This window comes from Gilliamella sp. App6-5 (assembly GCF_001690525.1).
GTDB classification, from domain to species: Bacteria; Pseudomonadota; Gammaproteobacteria; order Enterobacterales; family Orbaceae; genus Gilliamella; species Gilliamella apicola_H.
Window position 1 is genome coordinate 36,921 of the sequence record NZ_LZGT01000104.1, and the last position, 18,786, is coordinate 55,706.

The 18,786-nt window shown below is 39.4% G+C and carries 14 protein-coding genes and 1 pseudogene; 3 read left to right on the forward strand and 12 right to left on the reverse strand.

Translation table 11 applies throughout. The annotated features are described in order from the left end of the window. The first annotated feature begins 5 nt into the window (after positions 1 to 5). Together ilvD and ilvA are read left to right on the forward strand one after the other, a co-directional pair. Positions 6 to 1,856 (forward strand): dihydroxy-acid dehydratase, encoded by a 1,851-nt coding sequence (ilvD, locus tag A9G24_RS12135; protein WP_065639253.1) that lies wholly within the window; start codon positions 6 to 8, stop codon positions 1,854 to 1,856. 1 nt (position 1,857) lies between these two features. Next, positions 1,858 to 3,396, forward strand: coding sequence for a threonine ammonia-lyase, biosynthetic (ilvA, locus tag A9G24_RS12140; protein WP_065639254.1), 1,539 nt, complete (start codon positions 1,858 to 1,860; stop codon positions 3,394 to 3,396). 745 nt (positions 3,397 to 4,141) lie between these two features. Here the strand turns inward: ilvA and A9G24_RS12970 are convergent. From A9G24_RS12970 to A9G24_RS12170, 5 genes are all read right to left on the reverse strand, one after another. Next, positions 4,142 to 5,218, reverse strand: coding sequence for a hypothetical protein (locus tag A9G24_RS12970; RefSeq protein ID WP_176701211.1), 1,077 nt, complete (start codon positions 5,216 to 5,218; stop codon positions 4,142 to 4,144). A gap of 716 nt (positions 5,219 to 5,934) precedes the next feature. Further along, positions 5,935 to 6,867 (reverse strand): hypothetical protein, encoded by a 933-nt coding sequence (locus tag A9G24_RS12155; RefSeq protein WP_065639257.1) that lies wholly within the window; start codon positions 6,865 to 6,867, stop codon positions 5,935 to 5,937. A 705-nt stretch (positions 6,868 to 7,572) separates the two neighbouring features. Then, entirely contained in the window at positions 7,573 to 8,934 is a 1,362-nt protein-coding gene (mnmE, locus tag A9G24_RS12160) for a tRNA uridine-5-carboxymethylaminomethyl(34) synthesis GTPase MnmE (RefSeq protein ID WP_065639258.1), read from the reverse strand. Positions 8,935 to 9,086: 152 nt separating this feature from the next. Then, a complete protein-coding gene (locus A9G24_RS12165; RefSeq protein ID WP_065639293.1) occupies positions 9,087 to 9,671 on the reverse strand; it encodes a YdcF family protein in 585 nt (194 codons plus the stop codon). Between the two features lie 4 nt (positions 9,672 to 9,675). Beyond that, positions 9,676 to 10,245, reverse strand: a complete 570-nt coding sequence (locus A9G24_RS12170; RefSeq protein ID WP_065639259.1) for a DNA-3-methyladenine glycosylase I — start codon at positions 10,243 to 10,245, stop codon at positions 9,676 to 9,678. Between the two features lie 245 nt (positions 10,246 to 10,490). Here A9G24_RS12170 and A9G24_RS12175 point away from each other — a divergent pair, with 245 nt between their 5' ends. Beyond that, positions 10,491 to 11,843, forward strand: a complete 1,353-nt coding sequence (locus A9G24_RS12175; protein WP_065639260.1) for an MFS transporter — start codon at positions 10,491 to 10,493, stop codon at positions 11,841 to 11,843. An 83-nt stretch (positions 11,844 to 11,926) separates the two neighbouring features. Here A9G24_RS12175 and gorA read toward each other — a convergent pair whose 3' ends face one another. The 7 genes and pseudogenes from gorA to ubiE form a co-directional block, all read right to left on the reverse strand. Further along, on the reverse strand, positions 11,927 to 13,279 hold the full coding sequence (gene gorA, locus A9G24_RS12180; RefSeq protein WP_065639261.1) for a glutathione-disulfide reductase: 1,353 nt from the start codon (positions 13,277 to 13,279) through the stop codon (positions 11,927 to 11,929). Positions 13,280 to 13,553: 274 nt separating this feature from the next. Continuing rightward, positions 13,554 to 14,978 (reverse strand): bifunctional D-glycero-beta-D-manno-heptose-7-phosphate kinase/D-glycero-beta-D-manno-heptose 1-phosphate adenylyltransferase HldE, encoded by a 1,425-nt coding sequence (gene hldE / locus A9G24_RS12185; protein ID WP_065639262.1) that lies wholly within the window; start codon positions 14,976 to 14,978, stop codon positions 13,554 to 13,556. Positions 14,979 to 15,025: 47 nt separating this feature from the next. Then, positions 15,026 to 15,796, reverse strand: a complete 771-nt coding sequence (gene tatC, locus A9G24_RS12190; RefSeq protein WP_065639263.1) for a twin-arginine translocase subunit TatC — start codon at positions 15,794 to 15,796, stop codon at positions 15,026 to 15,028. A gap of 26 nt (positions 15,797 to 15,822) precedes the next feature. Further along, a pseudogene (tatB, locus tag A9G24_RS12195) lies at positions 15,823 to 16,134 on the reverse strand (Sec-independent protein translocase protein TatB); the annotation flags it as partial. Between the two features lie 3 nt (positions 16,135 to 16,137). Next, positions 16,138 to 16,362, reverse strand: a complete 225-nt coding sequence (gene tatA, locus A9G24_RS12200; protein WP_065639264.1) for a twin-arginine translocase TatA/TatE family subunit — start codon at positions 16,360 to 16,362, stop codon at positions 16,138 to 16,140. A 70-nt stretch (positions 16,363 to 16,432) separates the two neighbouring features. Further along, entirely contained in the window at positions 16,433 to 17,974 is a 1,542-nt protein-coding gene (gene ubiB, locus A9G24_RS12205; RefSeq protein ID WP_065639265.1) for a ubiquinone biosynthesis regulatory protein kinase UbiB, read from the reverse strand. Positions 17,975 to 17,988: 14 nt separating this feature from the next. Continuing rightward, on the reverse strand, positions 17,989 to 18,765 hold the full coding sequence (ubiE, locus tag A9G24_RS12210; protein ID WP_065639266.1) for a bifunctional demethylmenaquinone methyltransferase/2-methoxy-6-polyprenyl-1,4-benzoquinol methylase UbiE: 777 nt from the start codon (positions 18,763 to 18,765) through the stop codon (positions 17,989 to 17,991). Between the last annotated feature and the right edge of the window lie 21 nt (positions 18,766 to 18,786).

The window sequence follows — 18,786 nt, forward strand, 5'->3', positions numbered from 1 at the left end:
AAGAAATGCCTAAATATCGTTCAGCAACGTCAGTCGAAGGCCGAAACATGGCTGGCGCCCGCGCATTATGGCGTGCAACTGGCGTAAAAAATGAAGACTTTGGTAAACCCATCATTGCGGTGGTCAACTCATTCACGCAATTCGTACCGGGACATGTCCATTTAAAAGACATTGGTCAACTGGTTGCCAAACAAATTGAAGCATCGGGTGGTATTGCCAAAGAATTTAACACCATCGCCGTTGATGATGGCATAGCTATGGGGCATGGGGGTATGCTGTACTCATTACCATCGCGTGAACTCATTGCTGATTCTGTTGAATATATGGTTAACGCGCATTGTGCTGATGCTATGATCTGCATCTCAAACTGCGACAAAATCACCCCCGGCATGTTAATGGCCTCGCTTCGTTTAAATATTCCAACTGTGTTTGTCTCTGGCGGACCAATGGAAGCGGGCAAAACCAAACTTTCCGATCAAATTATTAAATTAGATCTTGTTGATGCTATGATTCAAAGCGCCAACCCAAATGTCAGTGACGAAGATAGCAAAGCGATTGAAGAATCTGCTTGCCCGACTTGCGGATCTTGCTCTGGCATGTTTACCGCCAATTCCATGAATTGCTTAACCGAAGCACTAGGGCTTTCACTACCGGGTAATGGCTCATTAGTTGCTACCCACAAACAACGTGAACAGCTCTTTTTAAATGCCGCTAAGCGCATTGTTGAAATCACAAAACGCTATTACGAACATGATGATGTTTCGTATCTACCTCGCTCAATTGCCACTAAAGCCGCTTACGAAAATGCCATGTCGCTTGACATTGCTATGGGCGGTTCAACCAATACGGTACTTCATTTACTTGCCACCGCGCAGGAAGGCGAAATCGACTTCACCATGTCTGATATCGACAGACTATCACGTAAAGTGCCACATTTATGTAAAGTCGCACCGAGTACTCAGTTATATCATATGGAGGATGTACACCGTGCTGGTGGCGTTGTCGCCATTATGTCTGAATTGGATAAAGCAGGTTTACTCAATCGCAATGTTCATAATGTACTTGGTCTTTCATTAGAACAAACCTTTGCAAAATATGATATCAGGCAAACAGATGACGAAGCTGTCAAAAAAATGTATCGCAGTGGGCCAGCAGGCATTCGCACTACCAAAGCTTTCTCGCAAGATTGCTATTGGGAGACACTTGACGACGACCGTGTAAATGGTTGTATTCGCGATAAAGCCCACGCCTATAGCCAAGATGGCGGACTTGCCACACTCTATGGCAATGTAGCCCTTGATGGTGCAATTGTTAAAACCGCAGGGGTCGCTGCTGAAAATTTAGTTTTCCAAGGCCCGGCAAAAGTATTTGAAAGCCAAGAAGATGCTGTTGAGGCTATTTTAGGGGGCAAGGTTGTGGCTGGTGATGTAGTTGTTATTATTTACGAAGGTCCAAAAGGTGGCCCGGGAATGCAAGAGATGCTTTATCCGACAAGCTACTTAAAATCAATGGGACTGGGTAAATCCTGTGCACTGATTACCGATGGCAGATTTTCGGGTGGATCTTCGGGCTTATCAATTGGTCATATCTCACCCGAAGCCGCAAATGGCGGTATTATTGGTCTTGTGCGCGATGGAGATATTATTGATATTGATATTCCAAATCGCAAATTAGTATTAAAAGTCCCTGATGACGAACTTGAACGCCGCCGCGTAGCCGAACTTACCCGTGGCGACAAAGCCTTTACCCCTCACAATCGCGATCGCTATGTCTCTTATGCACTAAAGGCTTACGCCAGTTTAGCAACAAGTGCAGATAAAGGTGCCGTTCGTGATAAAAGCAAACTAGGTGGTTAACGTGAAACAACAAAATAACAACAAGCTCACTGGTGCCGATTACTTAAAAGCAACACTCTGTAGCGCCGTATACGACGTGGCCGAAGTCACCCCGTTAGAAAAGATGGAAAAAATCTCGACACGATTAAAAAACCAAATTTTTGTAAAGCGCGAAGATCGGCAATTAGTTCACAGTTTCAAAATCCGTGGTGCCCAAGCAATGATAGCCAGTCTAAATGAAGACGAACGTAAATGTGGCGTTATTGCCGCATCGGCTGGCAACCATGCACAAGGCGTGGCTTTTTCGGCCACAAAATTAGGCATAAACTCATTAATCGTCATGCCATTAACCACCGCCGACATAAAAGTTGAAGCAGTCAAAAGCTTTGGTGGCGAAGTACTCCTTTATGGCGCCAATTTTGACGAAGCCAAAGCGAAAGCCATGGAACTGGCAAAAGAACAAAAACGCATCTTTATTCCACCGTTTGATCACCCGCTTGTGATTGCAGGGCAAGGCAGTATTGCCATGGAATTATTACAACAAAATGCCAAACTCGATCGTATTTTTGTGCCAGTCGGCGGGGGCGGGCTTGCTGCGGGTGTGGCGGTATTAATCAAACAAATCATGCCATCAATCAAAGTCATTGCCGTTGAACCTGCTGATGCAGCTTGCTTAAAAGCGGCACTCGACGCAGGCAAACCGGTTGATTTAAACCGCGTTGGGCTATTTGCTGAAGGGGTTGCCGTTAAACGAATTGGCGAGGAAACTTTCAGGCTTTGTCAGCAATATATTGATGATATTATTACCGTTGATAGCGACGAAATTTGCGCCGCAGTGAAAGACTTATTTGATGATGTGCGGGCCATTGCTGAACCCTCTGGTGCTGTTGCATTAGCGGGTTTAAAAAAATACGTTGAACAACACAATATTTGTTGTGAAAACCTTGCCCATATATTATCTGGCGCCAATCTAAACTTCCATAACTTACGTTATGTGTCTGAACGTTGCGAACTCGGTGAAAAACGCGAAGTCCTGCTAGCAGTCACTATCCCTGAAAAAAAAGGCAGTTTTTTAACATTTTGTCAGCTTCTAGGTGGGCGCTCGGTAACCGAATTTAATTATCGTTATCATGATGATAAATCCGCTTGTATTTTTGTAGGGATTAAAATGTCTCAAAGTAATGAGAAAGATGAAATCATACAAGAATTAAGTGCAACAGGTTATTCGGTTGTGGATCTAACCGAAGACGAAATGGCAAAACTGCATGTACGCTATATGATTGGCGGCAAGCCTTGCAAACCAATACAAGAGCAAGTATACAGTTTTGAATTTCCTGAATCGCAAGGGGCTTTGCTTAAATTCCTACAAACATTAGGCACCAATTGGAATATCTCAATGTTCCATTACCGTAGCCATGGCACCGATTATGGACGTGTACTTGCTGCGTTTGAAATCGACGAAACAACCATTAAACAGTTTAACCAACACCTAACCGAGCTAGGTTATGGTTTTCATAACGAAACACATAATCCATCGCTCAAGTTGTTTTTAACTAATTAAGTGTCATAATTACTTGCGTTGTTTACCATAATTTGAAAAACAACTGTAAAGCATCGACATAACGCCATATCCCATACAAGCGATATGGCGTTATATCATAAAAAAATCCTCATCACCAATTTGGCTAACCGCTTTATGGTCATTCGTCCAGCCACTTATTGCACTGAAAGACTTCATTAAACATTAAATCACACGACGCAATTGCATATAAACAACATAATGTTCTAGGTGAGTTGCGTGTTTACTACGGGGCATTTGCACAACTATTCACTTTTTAGACCATATTTTTTGTAAAAAATATTCAGGATTCTATACCGTTTGATGATGAATTGAGACATTTCTATCTCTGATTTTTTAAAACATGTGCTCACCACCGTATCAATTAAAAATTCACCACACTGGCAGCCTTAAAATAAATAGGTAAGTCGAAAGTGTGACAAGTACTTTAATAGAGTATGTGCCATAATCAGCAAATTCAGCAAATAATGAGCGATTGAAAACTTTGCTTAATTTCTACTTTTATACTCCTAGTGACTGATTTTTATAATTGCGCTTGCTTAAGCCGCCAACCACGCTTTTGGCATCGTCGGTCAGAGGCGTTTTTGTGACTTTCAGTCATTAAAACTCAAGACTCGCAGGCTTTTCCTGCTCAGCGCCCCAACTGCGAGGGGCGCTGTTCTTTGCTATATTATCCTCTATTTTCACCATAAGCGTTCCCTGCACCCTAAGAATTAAGGACTAAACACTAAGGTGTAACGCAAAAAGCGTGATGACTGTAGCTGGGCTCGGTTTTGTAGACGATGCCGTAGGACGAGTAGACAGTGAGGCCATAATTATCTGTCCAGTAGTTGTCGTTGACTACGTTCGCATGAGCGACAATGTCCGCATAGTGGTTAGGTGGGATAGGCCCCCACTCCGTAAAAAACCCTGCGCCTATTCGCCGTTGGTAACCATTAAAACCCGACGATGGCGTGGCGCCATCATCATCGCCAAATCTACCGCATGGGAACAACGTCTTCCTTGCACACTTCGCATTGGTTAAATCCCTTACCTTCGCCAAGCGATAACCTGCACGACGACACCATTCAGCTTGATTAAACGCAGTATCACGAACATCTCCTCGATTGGCGAACCACTGCCTCAACACAAATCCATATTTTACTACCTCAACGCCATTTCTATTTCTACCCACTAACTCAAATGTTTGCGGTAACCTTGGCCTATACAATGTTCGTCGAGGATTTTTATCTTTCCATTCACTCTTTGTATAAGATGGACCATTTAGAACAACCCGAGCTACAATTTTATTCCAATCCTCTCTAGGAAGAAAAACAGCATCAATACCAAGAATATCATTCTTATGCATCAACATCCAAGAACCAGCTTCAACATTTACCACTGTCGCAGTGATTCCCTCATGCGTGACGGGTGCCCATGTCAATTCTCTTACATCTATTCCTCTTATGAGTAAATCAAAATATAACTTATTCGCACCTGTAGTCGGGAAATTTAGACTATATGATGATTTAACTAAAAAGCCCTTATAAGGATTCCATATGTCAGCTGGACCTGCATAACGTGCATAATTGCTGTCATACCAACTTAGACTCGGCCTTGCATATTCAATAACTGGCGGCGGCGGTGGCGGTGGCGGCGGTGGCGGCGGTGGCGGCGGTGGCGGCGGTGGTGGCGGTGGCGGTGGTGGCGGTGGTGGCGGAGGTAATTCTGGAAGTGGTGTTGAAGGTAAAATTATTGCATCACTACGATTACCCGCTCGATCCATTTTACCATTCAATGCCTGTAAATCCCATGGAGATGACAATAATAACACCGTCAACGCCAACGGAGTTTTTCGAGATAATTTTGATAATAATTTGAGGGATAACTTCGAGGATATAAACGAGCAAAGCGTTAAAACGCGTCTATTTAATAAATTTAAGACATAGGTTTGCCAGCGCTGGTGTCTGGTGTCTGGTGTCTAAAATGATAATGCATTGCGGTTCACCTGTCAAGTAAATTGTTGTTTTATTTATCCTTTTTATGTTCGTTCGCTTATTAAATAATCCGTTTTTTAAGTTGATGAAAGTATAACCATTAAAAAAAAGCTTGGCTAGTTTTTTTTGGGGGAATTTTTGGTAAAAATTAGTTAAGTGTCACTTCGGTTAAGTTTTATAAAAAAACTTTAATAAATAGTTGGTTTTTCATAAAAAACAATAAAATAAAAACTTTAATAAAATCAATTGCTTTTCTGACAATTTTTTGCCTAACATTCAGGCTTTTGTTTTAATGGGTAGAATGGATTGAGTGCAGTGGTTTCATTCATTTGCTGTTTAGATGTTCAAAATAGCTATAGTGACCACATCTGAAACCTTGCCACACTAAAATAGACTATGGTTTTCAGTTATTAAAGCACAAGACTCGCTGGCTTTGCCTGCTCAGCGCCCCAAATGCTCGGGGGGCGCTACACTAGGGCTTTGTTCTTTGATTGATTATCCTTAATCAGTGCCATAAGCCCAACTAGGGAGCAAGAATTAAGAACTAAGGCGTGGCGCAAATACCGCGCGGACTATTACTTGTTTGATTGAAGTACACGTCGCCGACATCCGAGTCCACATCAAACTGAGTATTTCCCGTCGTGTCACTCGTCCAGTATTGGTAATCATAGACGAAGCCAGCTTCAGCATAAAGGTACGTACCACCCCATTCAGTGAAAAATCCTGCCCCTATTCGACGCTGGTAATGATTCCCACTTGATGATGGCGTAGCACCGACAGAGCCTTTACACCAATCACCTTCCCATGTACCCAAACAGACTGCGTTGGTGAGATCCCTTACCTGTGGCACTCGATAGCCTAAATCGCTACACCACGCTTCGGTGTTAGGATAGTTATCTTCTTTATCTCCGCGATTCACGAACCACTTCTGTAATACAAATCCATATTTTACCAGCTCATTGCCAGTACTAACATCTCTACCCACTAACTCGAATATCTGCGGTAAACTTGGCACAGCAATTCGATTAGGATGAGGATTGTTTATTTGGGCGTTTGCCTCTGGACCTTTTAGTGTAACGCGCGTCACAATTTCACCTCCAGATGGAAGCCAATCATCTTCAGCCCATATCCATGTCACTATGGCAGTTATTCCCCCATGTGTAACTGGCTCCCATATCAATTGACGTGCATCAATGCCCTCTATAACTAAATCAAAATATAATCCATCAGCTCCCGTGGTTGGAAAATTAAGGTCGTATGATGCGCCATTGGTTGATTGAATAAGGAATCCCCCTTCGGGATTCCATATATTAGCTGGACCGGCGAAGTTGACTCCGCTAATCTCCGCACCATTTTTACCAAATAGCAAATTCGGCCTTGCAAAATGGAGTATCGGTATTGATGGCGGTAGTATTATTGCATCGCTATGATTATCGACTGTTCGACTATTTGCCTGAGAATCCAATGAATACGGCAATAACAAAACCAACGTTAGCAGGATTTTCGGGGGTAATTTTGATAGTAATTTAAGAGATAACTTCGAGGATATAAACGAGCAAAGCGTTAAAACGCGTCTATTTAATAAATTTAAGACATAGGTTTGCCAGCGCTGGTGTCTGGTGTCTGGTGTCTAAAATGATAATGCATTATGGTTCACCCGTCAATTAAGTTTATGTTTTATTTGTCTTTTTTTGCGTTCATTTGATTATTAAATCAGCTACTTTTTAATTAATTGAAGTATAACCGTTAAAAAAAAGCTTGGCTAGTTTTTTGGGATGATTTTTTAAAGAAATGTCACTGTCAGCATTAATTAAGCTTTTGTAAAACACTTAAATTATTGAAAAATTTTCATTATATTATTTTGATAGAAATCATTTCGGCGTGGTTAGGTTTCGGATATTTTAACCTTTTAATAAAATAAATAGTAACAGTAACAACGTCCAACTTAGGGGATTTTGTGCGAAATCCTCAACATTACACGTATCATCCTGATACTCACCTCTTCGAGGCTACTTTCGCTTTGTTCAGATGTTCAAATTTGTTCCACAAGACACAAACTCGCCAAACAGCCCTGCTTGACATGCTAACCTCACTGAGGTGTCGGCACATTCTAATGTCGGAATGTACCAACAATGAAACAATGTTTTACTTAATAGACTTTGTTTAGTATAGGATTAAAGTTTTATTTACCGATACAAAACGAACTGAATATACGACCTAATAAATCATCAGAGGTAAATTCTCCTGTAATTTCGCTCAGGGCTTCTTGTGCTAGTCTTAGCTCTTCAGCTAGCAATTCGCCAGCATGGAAAGTAATGAGTTGGTACTTACCATTATTTAAATGTTCTGCTGCTTTTTCTAGTGCTTGTAGATGGCGGCGACGTGCTAAAAATCCACCTTCAGTGCTACTGGTAAAGCCCATGACTTGTTTGAGATGATCACGCAATAAAGCCATTCCCTCTCCTGTTCGTGCTGAAAGCTGAATCAGTGAGTAGCCGTTTACTTCACTGTATCCTAGTGCTTCGCCAGTTAAATCGGCTTTGTTGCGGATGACGGTGACGGGCATCTGTTTTGGTAAGCGTTCAATAAATTCTGGCCATAGTTTTTCTGGATTGGTTTCTATTGTCGTTGTGCTGTCGACCATAAATAATACACGATCAGCTTGCTCTATTTCTTGCCAAGCGCGTTCAATGCCAATGCGTTCTACTTCGTCACTCGCTTCGCGTAAACCAGCGGTATCGATAATATGTAGTGGCATACCATCAATGTGAATATGTTCGCGTAGCACGTCTCGAGTTGTGCCGGCGATATCGGTCACAATGGCGGCATCACGCCCTGCCAGTGCATTAAGTAGGCTTGATTTACCGGCATTAGGCCGTCCTGCTATAACGACTTTCATGCCTTCTCGTAATAGCGTTCCTTGTTTCGCTTCTTGCCGTACTTCGCTTAAGCGAGTAATGACTTCGTTTAGTTGTGCTTCAATTTTACCGTCTGATAGAAAGTCAATCTCTTCTTCGGGGAAATCAATTGCTGCTTCGGTAAAAATGCGTAAATGGATTAATGACTCAACCAGTGCATTTACTTTTTTAGAAAATACACCTTGTAAGGATGATATTGCTGATTTTGCTGCCTGTTCTGAACTAGCATCAATTAAATCAGCAATCGCTTCGGCTTGAGCAAGATCTAGTTTATCATTTAAAAATGCCCGTTCTGAAAATTCACCTGGGCGAGCAATACGGACTTGCGGCACTTCAAGAACACGTTTTAAGAGTAAATCTAAAATAACCGGTCCACCATGTCCTTGTAGTTCAAGCACATCTTCGCCAGTAAATGAATGAGGATTTGGGAAGAATAAAGCAATGCCCTCATCTAAGGTTGAACCATCTGAGGCTAAAAAAGGCAAATAATCAGCATGACGAGGCTTAGGTAATTTGCCTAATACAGCTTGAGCAACAGCCTGAACCTTTGGTCCTGAAATACGTAAAATACCGACCCCACCACGACCAGGTGGGGTTGCTTGCGCGACAATAGTATCTGAATTCATATGTATCAATTTCTAAATTAAATAGCAATACATCATAATACCATGGACAAGAAGCAAAAACAGCTGTTGCTTATTTAGCTAATCATGCAAAGATATGTCATTTTAAAAATCAAGCGGTTTAAATGAATAGTCAAAAAAGGTTCTGTCTAAATCTAATTTTTAGGATGATCAAATAACCACGAATTAGCTAATGCTAAAGGCTCTCTTATCATTGCGATGTATTTATCAAAATTAGAAAAACGCAATGGCGCCGATAATCCCGATACATCCGTAACCCCTGAACGTTTAGCTAGCATTACCGAGCGTAATAAATGAAAATCATTAGTAACAACAACCGTTTTCCCTAAAGGTAATACCTCATTGGCATATATAAATTGTTGGGCTGTTCGGGTTGATTTGTCTTCAATATAGATTCGCGAAGCGTCTATGCCTTGGTTTACTAAGTAATTAAACATCACGCTAGCTTCAGTGGCTGATTCGTCTTTGCCTTGTCCACCACAAACAACAGCTTTCGTATTGGGATTATTTTGCAAATAAGTGGCAGCTACATCTAAGCGAATTTGTAAGGTTAAAGGCGCCATTGCTGGCGTGCCAACAACTTGTGAACCCAACACAACTAGTGTATCAGCGTTATTAATGGGCTTTTGTTGAGCATAGATAAAAATAATAATATTACAAACAATAAAATAACCTAAAATGGCGATAACAGCATAATTGAATAATTTTAAAATTTTCATTAAATCAATATCCTTTTTTAAAGCAATCGTCAAAATGGTCATTGATTAGTCCCATTGATTGCATAAATGCGTAACAAATCGTTGAGCCAACAAAACTAAAGCCCCTCTTTTTTAATGCCTTTGACATCTGGTCAGATAGTTCGGTGCTCACGGGGACTTCACTTTTGTCTTTATAGTGGTTAATCATCGGTTTACCCTTAACAAAAGACCAAATAAGTTGTGAAAAATCTTCGCCATTATTTTGCATAGCTAAATAAGCCTGTGCATTTTTTACAATACTATTAAGCTTTAATCGATTACGAATTAATCCTTTGTTTTCAAGCAATTTTTCGATATCGTCAGACGATAATTTTATAATTTTTTGAGGATCAAAATTGAAAAAACAACGTCGATACTCGTCTCGCTTTTTTAATACCGTGATCCACGACAAGCCAGCTTGTTGTCCTTCTAAACAAATTTTTTCAAATAGCTTAAGGCTATCATATTGGGCTATGCCCCACTCGTTGTCATGATAAGCAATATACAGCGGATCGTTTGTCACCCAACTGCAACGCTTTACTTTTTGGTCTATCATTAAATCATCCTTTTGGATTAACCACCATGGTATGGTAAATGATGATATCTTTTATCCAATAAAATATAAATATATTAAGATTATAAATTAAATACACAACTTAATCTCATTCATTAAATTTTTTTATGATAGGAAAAAAGGCATCTTTTTGTGGCAGAATGGGGGGTTCTTTATAAGCTTTGGTCAAAAAAGATAAATTTTCTTGATTTTTTATCTCAATTTAACAATAAGAATAAGGTTAGTTCATGAATCAGTCTGAAATCAATGCTCGGTTACAACCCACTGCACGACCATTAAATAGTAAAGATCTAAAAACGTTAGTGTTATCTTCTTTAGGCGGTACGCTAGAGTTTTATGATTTTGTTATCTATGCACTTTATATCGATACCATCGTTAAACCGCTATTTTTACCCCACTCGTTATCACCTTTGACATTAGATCTGTTTGCTTGGGGGATTTTCGCTGCTGGTTATTTGGTGCGCCCTATTGGTGGCATTATTATGGCTCACTTTGGCGATAAAATGGGCCGTAAAAAGATGTTTACCCTAAGTGTCGCAATGATGGCGCTACCGACTTTCATCATTGGGGTTTTACCCACTTACGAAATGATCGGTATTTTTGCACCACTATTGCTTTTGATTATGCGTATGTTGCAAGGTGCAGCGATCGGTGGCGAAATGCCTGGTGCTTGGGTATTTATTGCTGAACATGTACCAAAGCAACGTTATGGACTTGGTGTTGGCACATTAACATCAGGAATTACTGGCGGTATTTTACTTGGTTTTATTGTCACAATTATTATTGATCTGTGTTTTACTAAGCAAAATATCTTAGATTATGCATGGCGTATTCCGTTTATTATTGGTGGTATTTTTGGGGTAATTTCGGTTTATTTGCGCCGTTTTTTATCTGAAACACCTATTTTCAAGGAATTAGCGGCACGTAAAGCGATTGAAAAAAACATCCCAGTTGTTACTGTACTTCAAAAACACAAAACAGCCTGTTTGATTGTTGCATTGTTAACGTGGTCATTGTCTACCGCTATTATGGTGGGGATTTTAATTACCCCAGGTCGTATTGTGGGCGGAATGTACCACTTTGCTAACCTTGATTGGCGGATCGGTGGTTGTATTGCAGCTTTAACCTTAACATTAGGTTGTATTATTTCTGGTTGGTTAGATGATAAGCTTGGTTCAACTAAAACCTCGATGATTTGTTGGGGTGGGCTTGCTGTTTCGAGTCTCTATTTTTATAGTTCTTTATCGCCTGATATGTCAATCACCAAGCTTTATTTGATTTGGGCTATTTTTGGACTTTTCATTGGTTCTATCGCTATGACACCAATTATTGGAACAAGAACGTTTCCACCAGCAATTCGCTATTCAGGTTTGTCGTTTTCTTATAATTTAGCTTATGCGCTATTTAGTGCTATTACGCCAACGTTAACGATTTATCTATTAAGTCCTGAACATTTATTAGGGAAATATAGTTATCTGGGTGCAGGTATCTATATCTCTTTTGTGGCATTAATTGCAATTGGAGTTGGTTTCTATCCTTTAGCAAAAAAGGGCTGGAGCAGTAACTCAACTAATCATTAACAGTAAGATTCTTTTTTTGCAATAAAAAGCAGGGAACTCGCCTGCTTTTTTATTTAACTTAGTGCTATACAGTAGCTGCCATATTATCGCATAGTAACAAACTCTTCAGCAGCAGTTGGGTGAATCGCAACGGTGTTATCAAAATCCTTTTTCGTTGCACCCATTTTTAGTGCTACGGCAAAGCCTTGTAACATTTCGTCCATCCCATAACCAATACCATGAATACCAACAATTTTTTCATCTTTACCGGCGCACACTAACTTCATACGGCATGGTTGACGATGTTGTGTAACTGCGGTATACATGGCCGTAAAGGTGGATTTATAGGCTTTGACGTTTTCTTGACCATATTGCTGTATCGCTTCTGGCTCCGTCAACCCTACTGTTCCAATTGCTGGATGGGTAAAGACAACGGTTGGAATATTACTATAATCTAAATGTTCATCAGGCTTATTGTTAAAAAGCCTTTCTGATAAGCGACGACCAGCGGCAACCGCAACTGGCGTTAATGCCATGGCACCAGTATCATCACCAACTGAATAAATGCCCTGTACATTAGTATTTTGATATTTATCCACGACCACAAAGCCTTTATTATCAATTTCAATTCCAGCTGCCTGTAAATTCATGTCATTTGTAGCCGGCTCACGACCAATTGCCCAAATTAAACAGTCGACAGTATAACTTTCGCCATTTTCTAGTGTTAAAGTTAATGACTCATCACTGTTTTTAGTAACGGATTTTGGCACCGCAAAAGTATGAAGTTGTTGCCCTTCTGTTTTTATCACTTCCATTAAGGTTTCAACAATTAATGGATCAAAAGCGCGTAATGGTGTTGCATTGCGAACAAATTGATGAGTTTGCGCACCAAGTGCATGTAATACACTTGCGATTTCGCAAGCAATATAACCAGCGCCAACAACGGCCACACGCTTAGGTAAGGCTTTTAGCGCAAAGAAACCATCAGATGTAATACCATATTGCGCGCCTGGGATATTCGGAATCGTTGGTTTACCCCCGACAGCTATCAGAATATGATCGGCACTATAATGTTCACCATTTACCTCAACGGTATGAGAGTCAACAAACTTAGCATATCCATGAATCACATCAACTTTATTATTATTGAGAACTCGATCATACGATTGATGGATTCGATCAATATAAGCGCTTCTGCTCGCAATTAATTTATCCCAATTGAATTGGTTAATGGTGGTATCAAAACCGTAATCGGGACCATAATGATTAATGGCTTCAGCAATTTGTGCACCATACCACATGACTTTTTTAGGCACACAACCAACATTCACACAGGTTCCGCCTAATAATTTTGCCTCAATAATAGCACATTTTTTTCCATAGGATGCAGCTCGGTTAACTGATGCTATTCCACCACTACCGCCACCAATAGCAATATAATCATAATGTTTGGTCATAAAATATCCTTAACACTCATTTTCATAATTTGGTTATTAGCTTTGCATAAAGTGCATAATAAAAAAAGTATTAATTTTGAAATTTAATAATAGTTATTAACGATTAATCATACTAATTATTATTAACGTTCTATATTATTAAGAGATTTGATTAAAACGGTGACCAATTTTTATATTAAGTTATGTTTAAAACAAGATAATAGTTAATTGAAGTTATAGAAGCTTGAAAAACAATCAGCTACTTACCGAAGTAGCCGATTTTATCTACTATAATTTAGCGATTTTTTATTACATTAATAATGTTGGTCGTGGAACAGCCATCTTCAAAGTTAAGCACTTTAACGCTACCGCCAGCAGCGATAACTTCTTTGCCCCCAGCGATATCTTCGGGTTTATAATCGCCACCTTTGACTAAGACATCGGGCAAGACGTTAGCAATGAGTCGTTGAGGGGTTTCTTCTTCAAATGGAACAACCCAGTCAACTGAATCAAGCGCTCCCAGTACAATCATTCGTTGCATTAACGGGTTAATCGGTCGGGATTCGCCCTTTAACTGTTTAACCGAAGTATCACTGTTCACAGCAACAATTAAACGATCCCCTAGTTTACGCGCATTAGCAAGGTAAGAAACATGACCCGCATGTAAAATGTCAAAACAGCCATTGGTCATGACAATTTTTTCACCACGCATGCGCGCTTTTCGAACCTCTTCTTTTAGCTCATCTTCGCTCATGACACCAAAACCATCATCAGCACGTGCGCGTATGGCATTTTCTAGTTCGACTTGTGAAACGGTCGATGTACCAAGTTTGCCAACAACCACACCAGCTGCTGCATTGGCTAAAAAGCAACTTTCGTCTAAAGATTGCCCAGCGGCTAAAGCAGCGGCTAATGTCGCAATTACAGTATCGCCAGCACCAGTCACATCAAATACTTCTTTAGCTTGGGTTGGCAGGTGGTAAATCGGTTTGTCCAATTGTAGTAATGTCATACCTTTTTCACTTCGTGTTACTAAAAGCGCTTTTAGATCGTACTGTTTAATCAATTGGTAACCTTTTTCTACGATATCTTCTTCGCTTTGACAATGGCCAACTACGGCTTCAAACTCCGACATATTAGGTGTTAAGATTGTTGCACCACGATAACGTTCAAAATCCGTACCTTTGGGATCAACTAAAATCGGTACATTGGCTTGATTGGCAAGCTTAATCATTGCTTGAACAGCTGATAATGCCCCCTTAGCATAATCTGACAGAACTAACACTTTATGGGTTGTTAATGCAGTTTGAATGCGCTCAAGAATCGGCGTTGCATCAATATTACCAAATCCTTCTTCAAAATCGATACGAATCAATTGTTGATTGCGTGATAGGACACGTAATTTGGTGATGGTTGGGTGCGTTGAAACGGATACAAAATCACAGTGAACTTTATGTTTACTGAGTTGTTCATCAAGAATTTTTGCAGGTTCATCAATGCCTGTTAAGCCAATAAGTCGTGCATTACCACAAAGTGAAGTAATATTCATGGCAACATTGGCAGCGCCACCTGGGCGCTCTTCTAAAGAGTCGATTTTAACAACTGGCACTGGTGCTTCAGGCGATATTCGATTAGTTCCCCCATACCAATAGCGATCTAACATAATATCGCCCACAACTAATACATTGGCACAATTAAAATCAGGTAATGATGTATTCATTATGACTCTTTATCCTTACTTGTTCAGTTAATTCATCGTTTATCTGTTTAGGTCTCTTTATCAGATTCATGACTGTCGTCATCTTCTATATTGTCGTTTTGACGTGGTTGGTAAAAACGGGCAAAAAAGGTGCCAATTTCAAACAGGAAACAGATAGGTACAGCCAATAATATTTGTGAAAAGACATCCGGAGGCGTTACAAACATCGCGACAGCAAACACCCCAACAATAATATAAGGGCGTTTTTTACGTAGGCTTTTAGGTGTAGTGATTCCTGTCCAGCAGAGCAAAATAATAGCGACTGGCACTTCAAAAGCAAAGCCAAATACCACAAAAAGTGTCATAACAAAATCAAGGTACTTGGTGATGTCAGTATTAATAGCTACATCAACTGGCGCCGTATGAATAAAAAAGTAAAACGCCAGTGGAAACACCACAAAATAAGCAAACGCTATCCCCATATAAAAAAGGATCGTGCTTGATACAATTAGTGGCATCACCAGACGTCTTTCATGTTGGTAGAGTGCCGGTGCAATAAATCCCCAAATTTGGTACAGTACATACGGAATTGAGATAAATATCGCCACAACGGTTGTTAGCTTAATTGGCGTAAAAAACGGGGCTGCAATATCGGTTGCTATCATGCTACTACCCTGAGGTAATTGGCTGATAAGTGGATTTGCTACAATGTAATAGATATCATTGGAAAAATAGAGTAAACAAGCTAATACCAGCAAGATGCAGATAATGCAACGTAGTAGTCGTGTTCTGAGTTCAATAAGATGACCAATTAATGGTTGAGTAGCGTCTTCTGTCATGATTTATTTTTATCTGAGTCAATTTGGGGATTGATTTGTGTTGCCGAGTCGATTTCATTTTTTAATGATTCTGTTACGCGCTTTAAATCATCGATAGATTCTTGAATTTCTGGCGTAAGTGTTGTTAAACCACTTTGTTCAGCCTTTTTTAAACTATCTTGTAATTCTTGTAGTTTAAGTTCTTTATTTAACTCTAACTGTACAGTGGCTGACATGCGGCGTAACATCTTTATCCAGCCTGCAACTGTTTTTATCGCAACAGGTAACCGTTCTGGACCTAATACCACCAGACCAATAATTAATACTAATAGTAATTGACCAAAGCTAATATCAAACACAACTTACTCTTTTTTGTTGTGATTATTAACATCAGATGAATCAATATTCTCGACTTTTTTTGAATTGTCTTGTTGTTTTTTATCGTTATTATCATCATCACTCATGGCTTTTTTAAAACCTTTAATTGATTCACCAAGATCAGAACCCAATGAACGTAATTTTTTCGTTCCAAATAACAATACAACAACAGCAATTAATATAAGGAGTTGAGGCAAGCTTGGCATCATGATAATTATCTCCAATGGGGGTACATAATCAAATTATACACGCAAATTAGAATATTCCCAAATAATCAGCTCAACGCACTATCAATATCATAATACATAAAGCGCAAACTAACCCAAGCATTCCATATAGCGTTCGTTCACGCTTTTTACTATGCTGTAATTCTTGATTAATTTGGTTTAATTGAACATTCATCTGTTTGGTGGTTCGTTCAAAATCATTTAATTTTTCTGGTAACTGTGGCAATAAAGTGCGCCACTCAGGCAATGATTCCCAAGCTTGTTGCAGTATTTTTTTAGCACTATATTTATCTTGATACCACTTTTCTAAAAATGGCTTTGCTGTTTGCCATAAATCAAGTTCAGGATAAAGCTGACGACCAAGTCCTTCAATATAAAATAGCGTTTTTTCAAGCAGGGTTAATTGAGGTTGAATATCCATGTCAAATTGACGCGCCACTTGAAATAATTGCAATAAAATCTGTGAAAATGAGATTTCAGCTAAGGGTTTTGCAAATGCTGGCTCACACACATTGCGCATTGCCATTTCAAGCGCTATAGCATCGGTAGTTTCTGGTACCCAACCTGATGTGATATAAGTTTCGGCTATTTTTCGATAATCTCGATTAAAAAATGCCAAAAAATTCTCGGCAAGATAGCGCTGATCATCATTACTTAATATGCCAACAATGGCACAATCAATACCAATATAGCGAGGATTTTGTGGATCGGTAATATCGACAAAAATATTACCCGGATGCATATCAGCATGGAAAAAATTATCACGAAATACTTGGGTAAAAAAAGCTTGAACACCTCGCTCTGCAAGTAATTTCATATTGACATTATTCTGCTTAAGTTGCTCGATATCTGAAATGGGAATCCCTTTAATGCGCTCTTCAACAATTACATTTTTTCGACAAAGATCTTGATAAACATAAGGAATATATAAAGTATCACTATTAATAAAGTTATCACGCAATCTAACAGTATTGTAAGCCTCTTTTTGTAAATCCAACTCTTTTAATAGCGTCATTTCATAATCATACACTATTTCAACCGCTCGCAATTTTTCACCTGATTTGATACGTTTAGTAAATTGTTTAGCCACCCAATACATTAAACCAATATCAGCTTGAATAACCGGTAAAATATTAGGACGCAAGACCTTGATGACAACTTCGGCTTGGCTACGTTTTAATACTGCGGTATGAACCTGTGCTATTGATGCCGCCGCTAATGGCTTTTCATCAAAATCGGAAAAATAATGATCTATCGGTTGCTCTAATGCAGACTCAATCAATTGTCTAGCTATTTTCCCATCGAAAGAAATCACTTGGTCTTGCAATCTAGCCAAAGCTTCGGCTATATGTTTTGGTAAAACATCACGCCGAGTTGAAATCATTTGTCCAAACTTTATCCAAACCGGCCCTAATTCTTGCAGCGCTTGTCGTAAACGCTCACCAATTTCTTGATGTTTTGCCTTAGGTCTAACCCAAAACAGGCAAAATAATAGAGTACGCAGCCACTTTGATGAACGATGTTTCGGCAACAGTTCATCTAATTGATAGGCTCGAAATACGGTTAATATTTTAAATAGTCGAAAAAATGTCATTATTATTCATCGCATCAAAATTTAAAGCCAGTATGTAACGCGACAATACCACCGGTCATGTTATGATATTTCACATCGACAAATCCTGCATCTTCCATCATTTTTTTCAATGTTTTTTGATCGGGATGCATACGAATTGATTCAGCTAAATAACGATAACTTTCTGAATCATTTGCCACAATTTTGCCCATTAATGGTAACATGGTAAAAGAATACAGATCATACGCTTTATTCAAGATCTGATATTGCGGTTTAGAAAATTCAAGGATTAGTAAGCGGCCACCGGGTTTCAATACTCGCCACATAGAGCGTAAAGCCTTTTCTTTATCAGTGACATTGCGTAAACCAAATGAGATAGTGATACAATCAAAATAGTTATCAGCAAAAGGCAATTCTTCTGCATTGGCTTGTACATATTCAATATTTTTAAATAAGCCTTTGTCTCGCAGTTTATCTCGCCCAACCTTTAACATTGATTCGTTAATGTCAGCTAAAACAACTAATCCTTCATCACCGACCAATTGCGAGAATTTTGCCGTTAAATCACCTGTGCCACCAGCAAGATCTAGAACTTTTTGGCCTTTACGCACACTGCTATATTCAATGGTAATTTTTTTCCAAATTCGATGGATACCAAATGACATGAGATCATTCATAACGTCATATTTATCGGCAACAGAGTGAAAGACTTCGGCAACACGTTTTACTTTTTCTTGTTTTGGCACTTGCTGGTAACCAAAATCAATTTTTTCTTGATTTGTATTGTCTTGTTTATCAGAAAATTGAGACATAGAAATTTACCTATCACAAAG

Excerpts from the sequence above, each read along its gene's own strand:
- ilvD (WP_065639253.1), top strand. The coding sequence starts at position 6 with ATGCCTAAATATCGTTCAGCAACGTCAGTCGAAGGCCGAAACATGGCT.
- mnmE (WP_065639258.1), bottom strand. The coding sequence starts at position 8,934 with ATGAATTCAGATACTATTGTCGCGCAAGCAACCCCACCTGGTCGTGGT.
- A9G24_RS12165 (WP_065639293.1), bottom strand. The coding sequence starts at position 9,671 with ATGAAAATTTTAAAATTATTCAATTATGCTGTTATCGCCATTTTAGGT.
- A9G24_RS12170 (WP_065639259.1), bottom strand. The coding sequence starts at position 10,245 with ATGATAGACCAAAAAGTAAAGCGTTGCAGTTGGGTGACAAACGATCCG.
- A9G24_RS12175 (WP_065639260.1), top strand. The coding sequence starts at position 10,491 with ATGAATCAGTCTGAAATCAATGCTCGGTTACAACCCACTGCACGACCA.
- gorA (WP_065639261.1), bottom strand. The coding sequence starts at position 13,279 with ATGACCAAACATTATGATTATATTGCTATTGGTGGCGGTAGTGGTGGA.
- hldE (WP_065639262.1), bottom strand. The coding sequence starts at position 14,978 with ATGAATACATCATTACCTGATTTTAATTGTGCCAATGTATTAGTTGTG.
- tatC (WP_065639263.1), bottom strand. The coding sequence starts at position 15,796 with ATGACAGAAGACGCTACTCAACCATTAATTGGTCATCTTATTGAACTC.
- tatA (WP_065639264.1), bottom strand. The coding sequence starts at position 16,362 with ATGATGCCAAGCTTGCCTCAACTCCTTATATTAATTGCTGTTGTTGTA.
- ubiB (WP_065639265.1), bottom strand. The coding sequence starts at position 17,974 with ATGACATTTTTTCGACTATTTAAAATATTAACCGTATTTCGAGCCTAT.
- ubiE (WP_065639266.1), bottom strand. The coding sequence starts at position 18,765 with ATGTCTCAATTTTCTGATAAACAAGACAATACAAATCAAGAAAAAATT.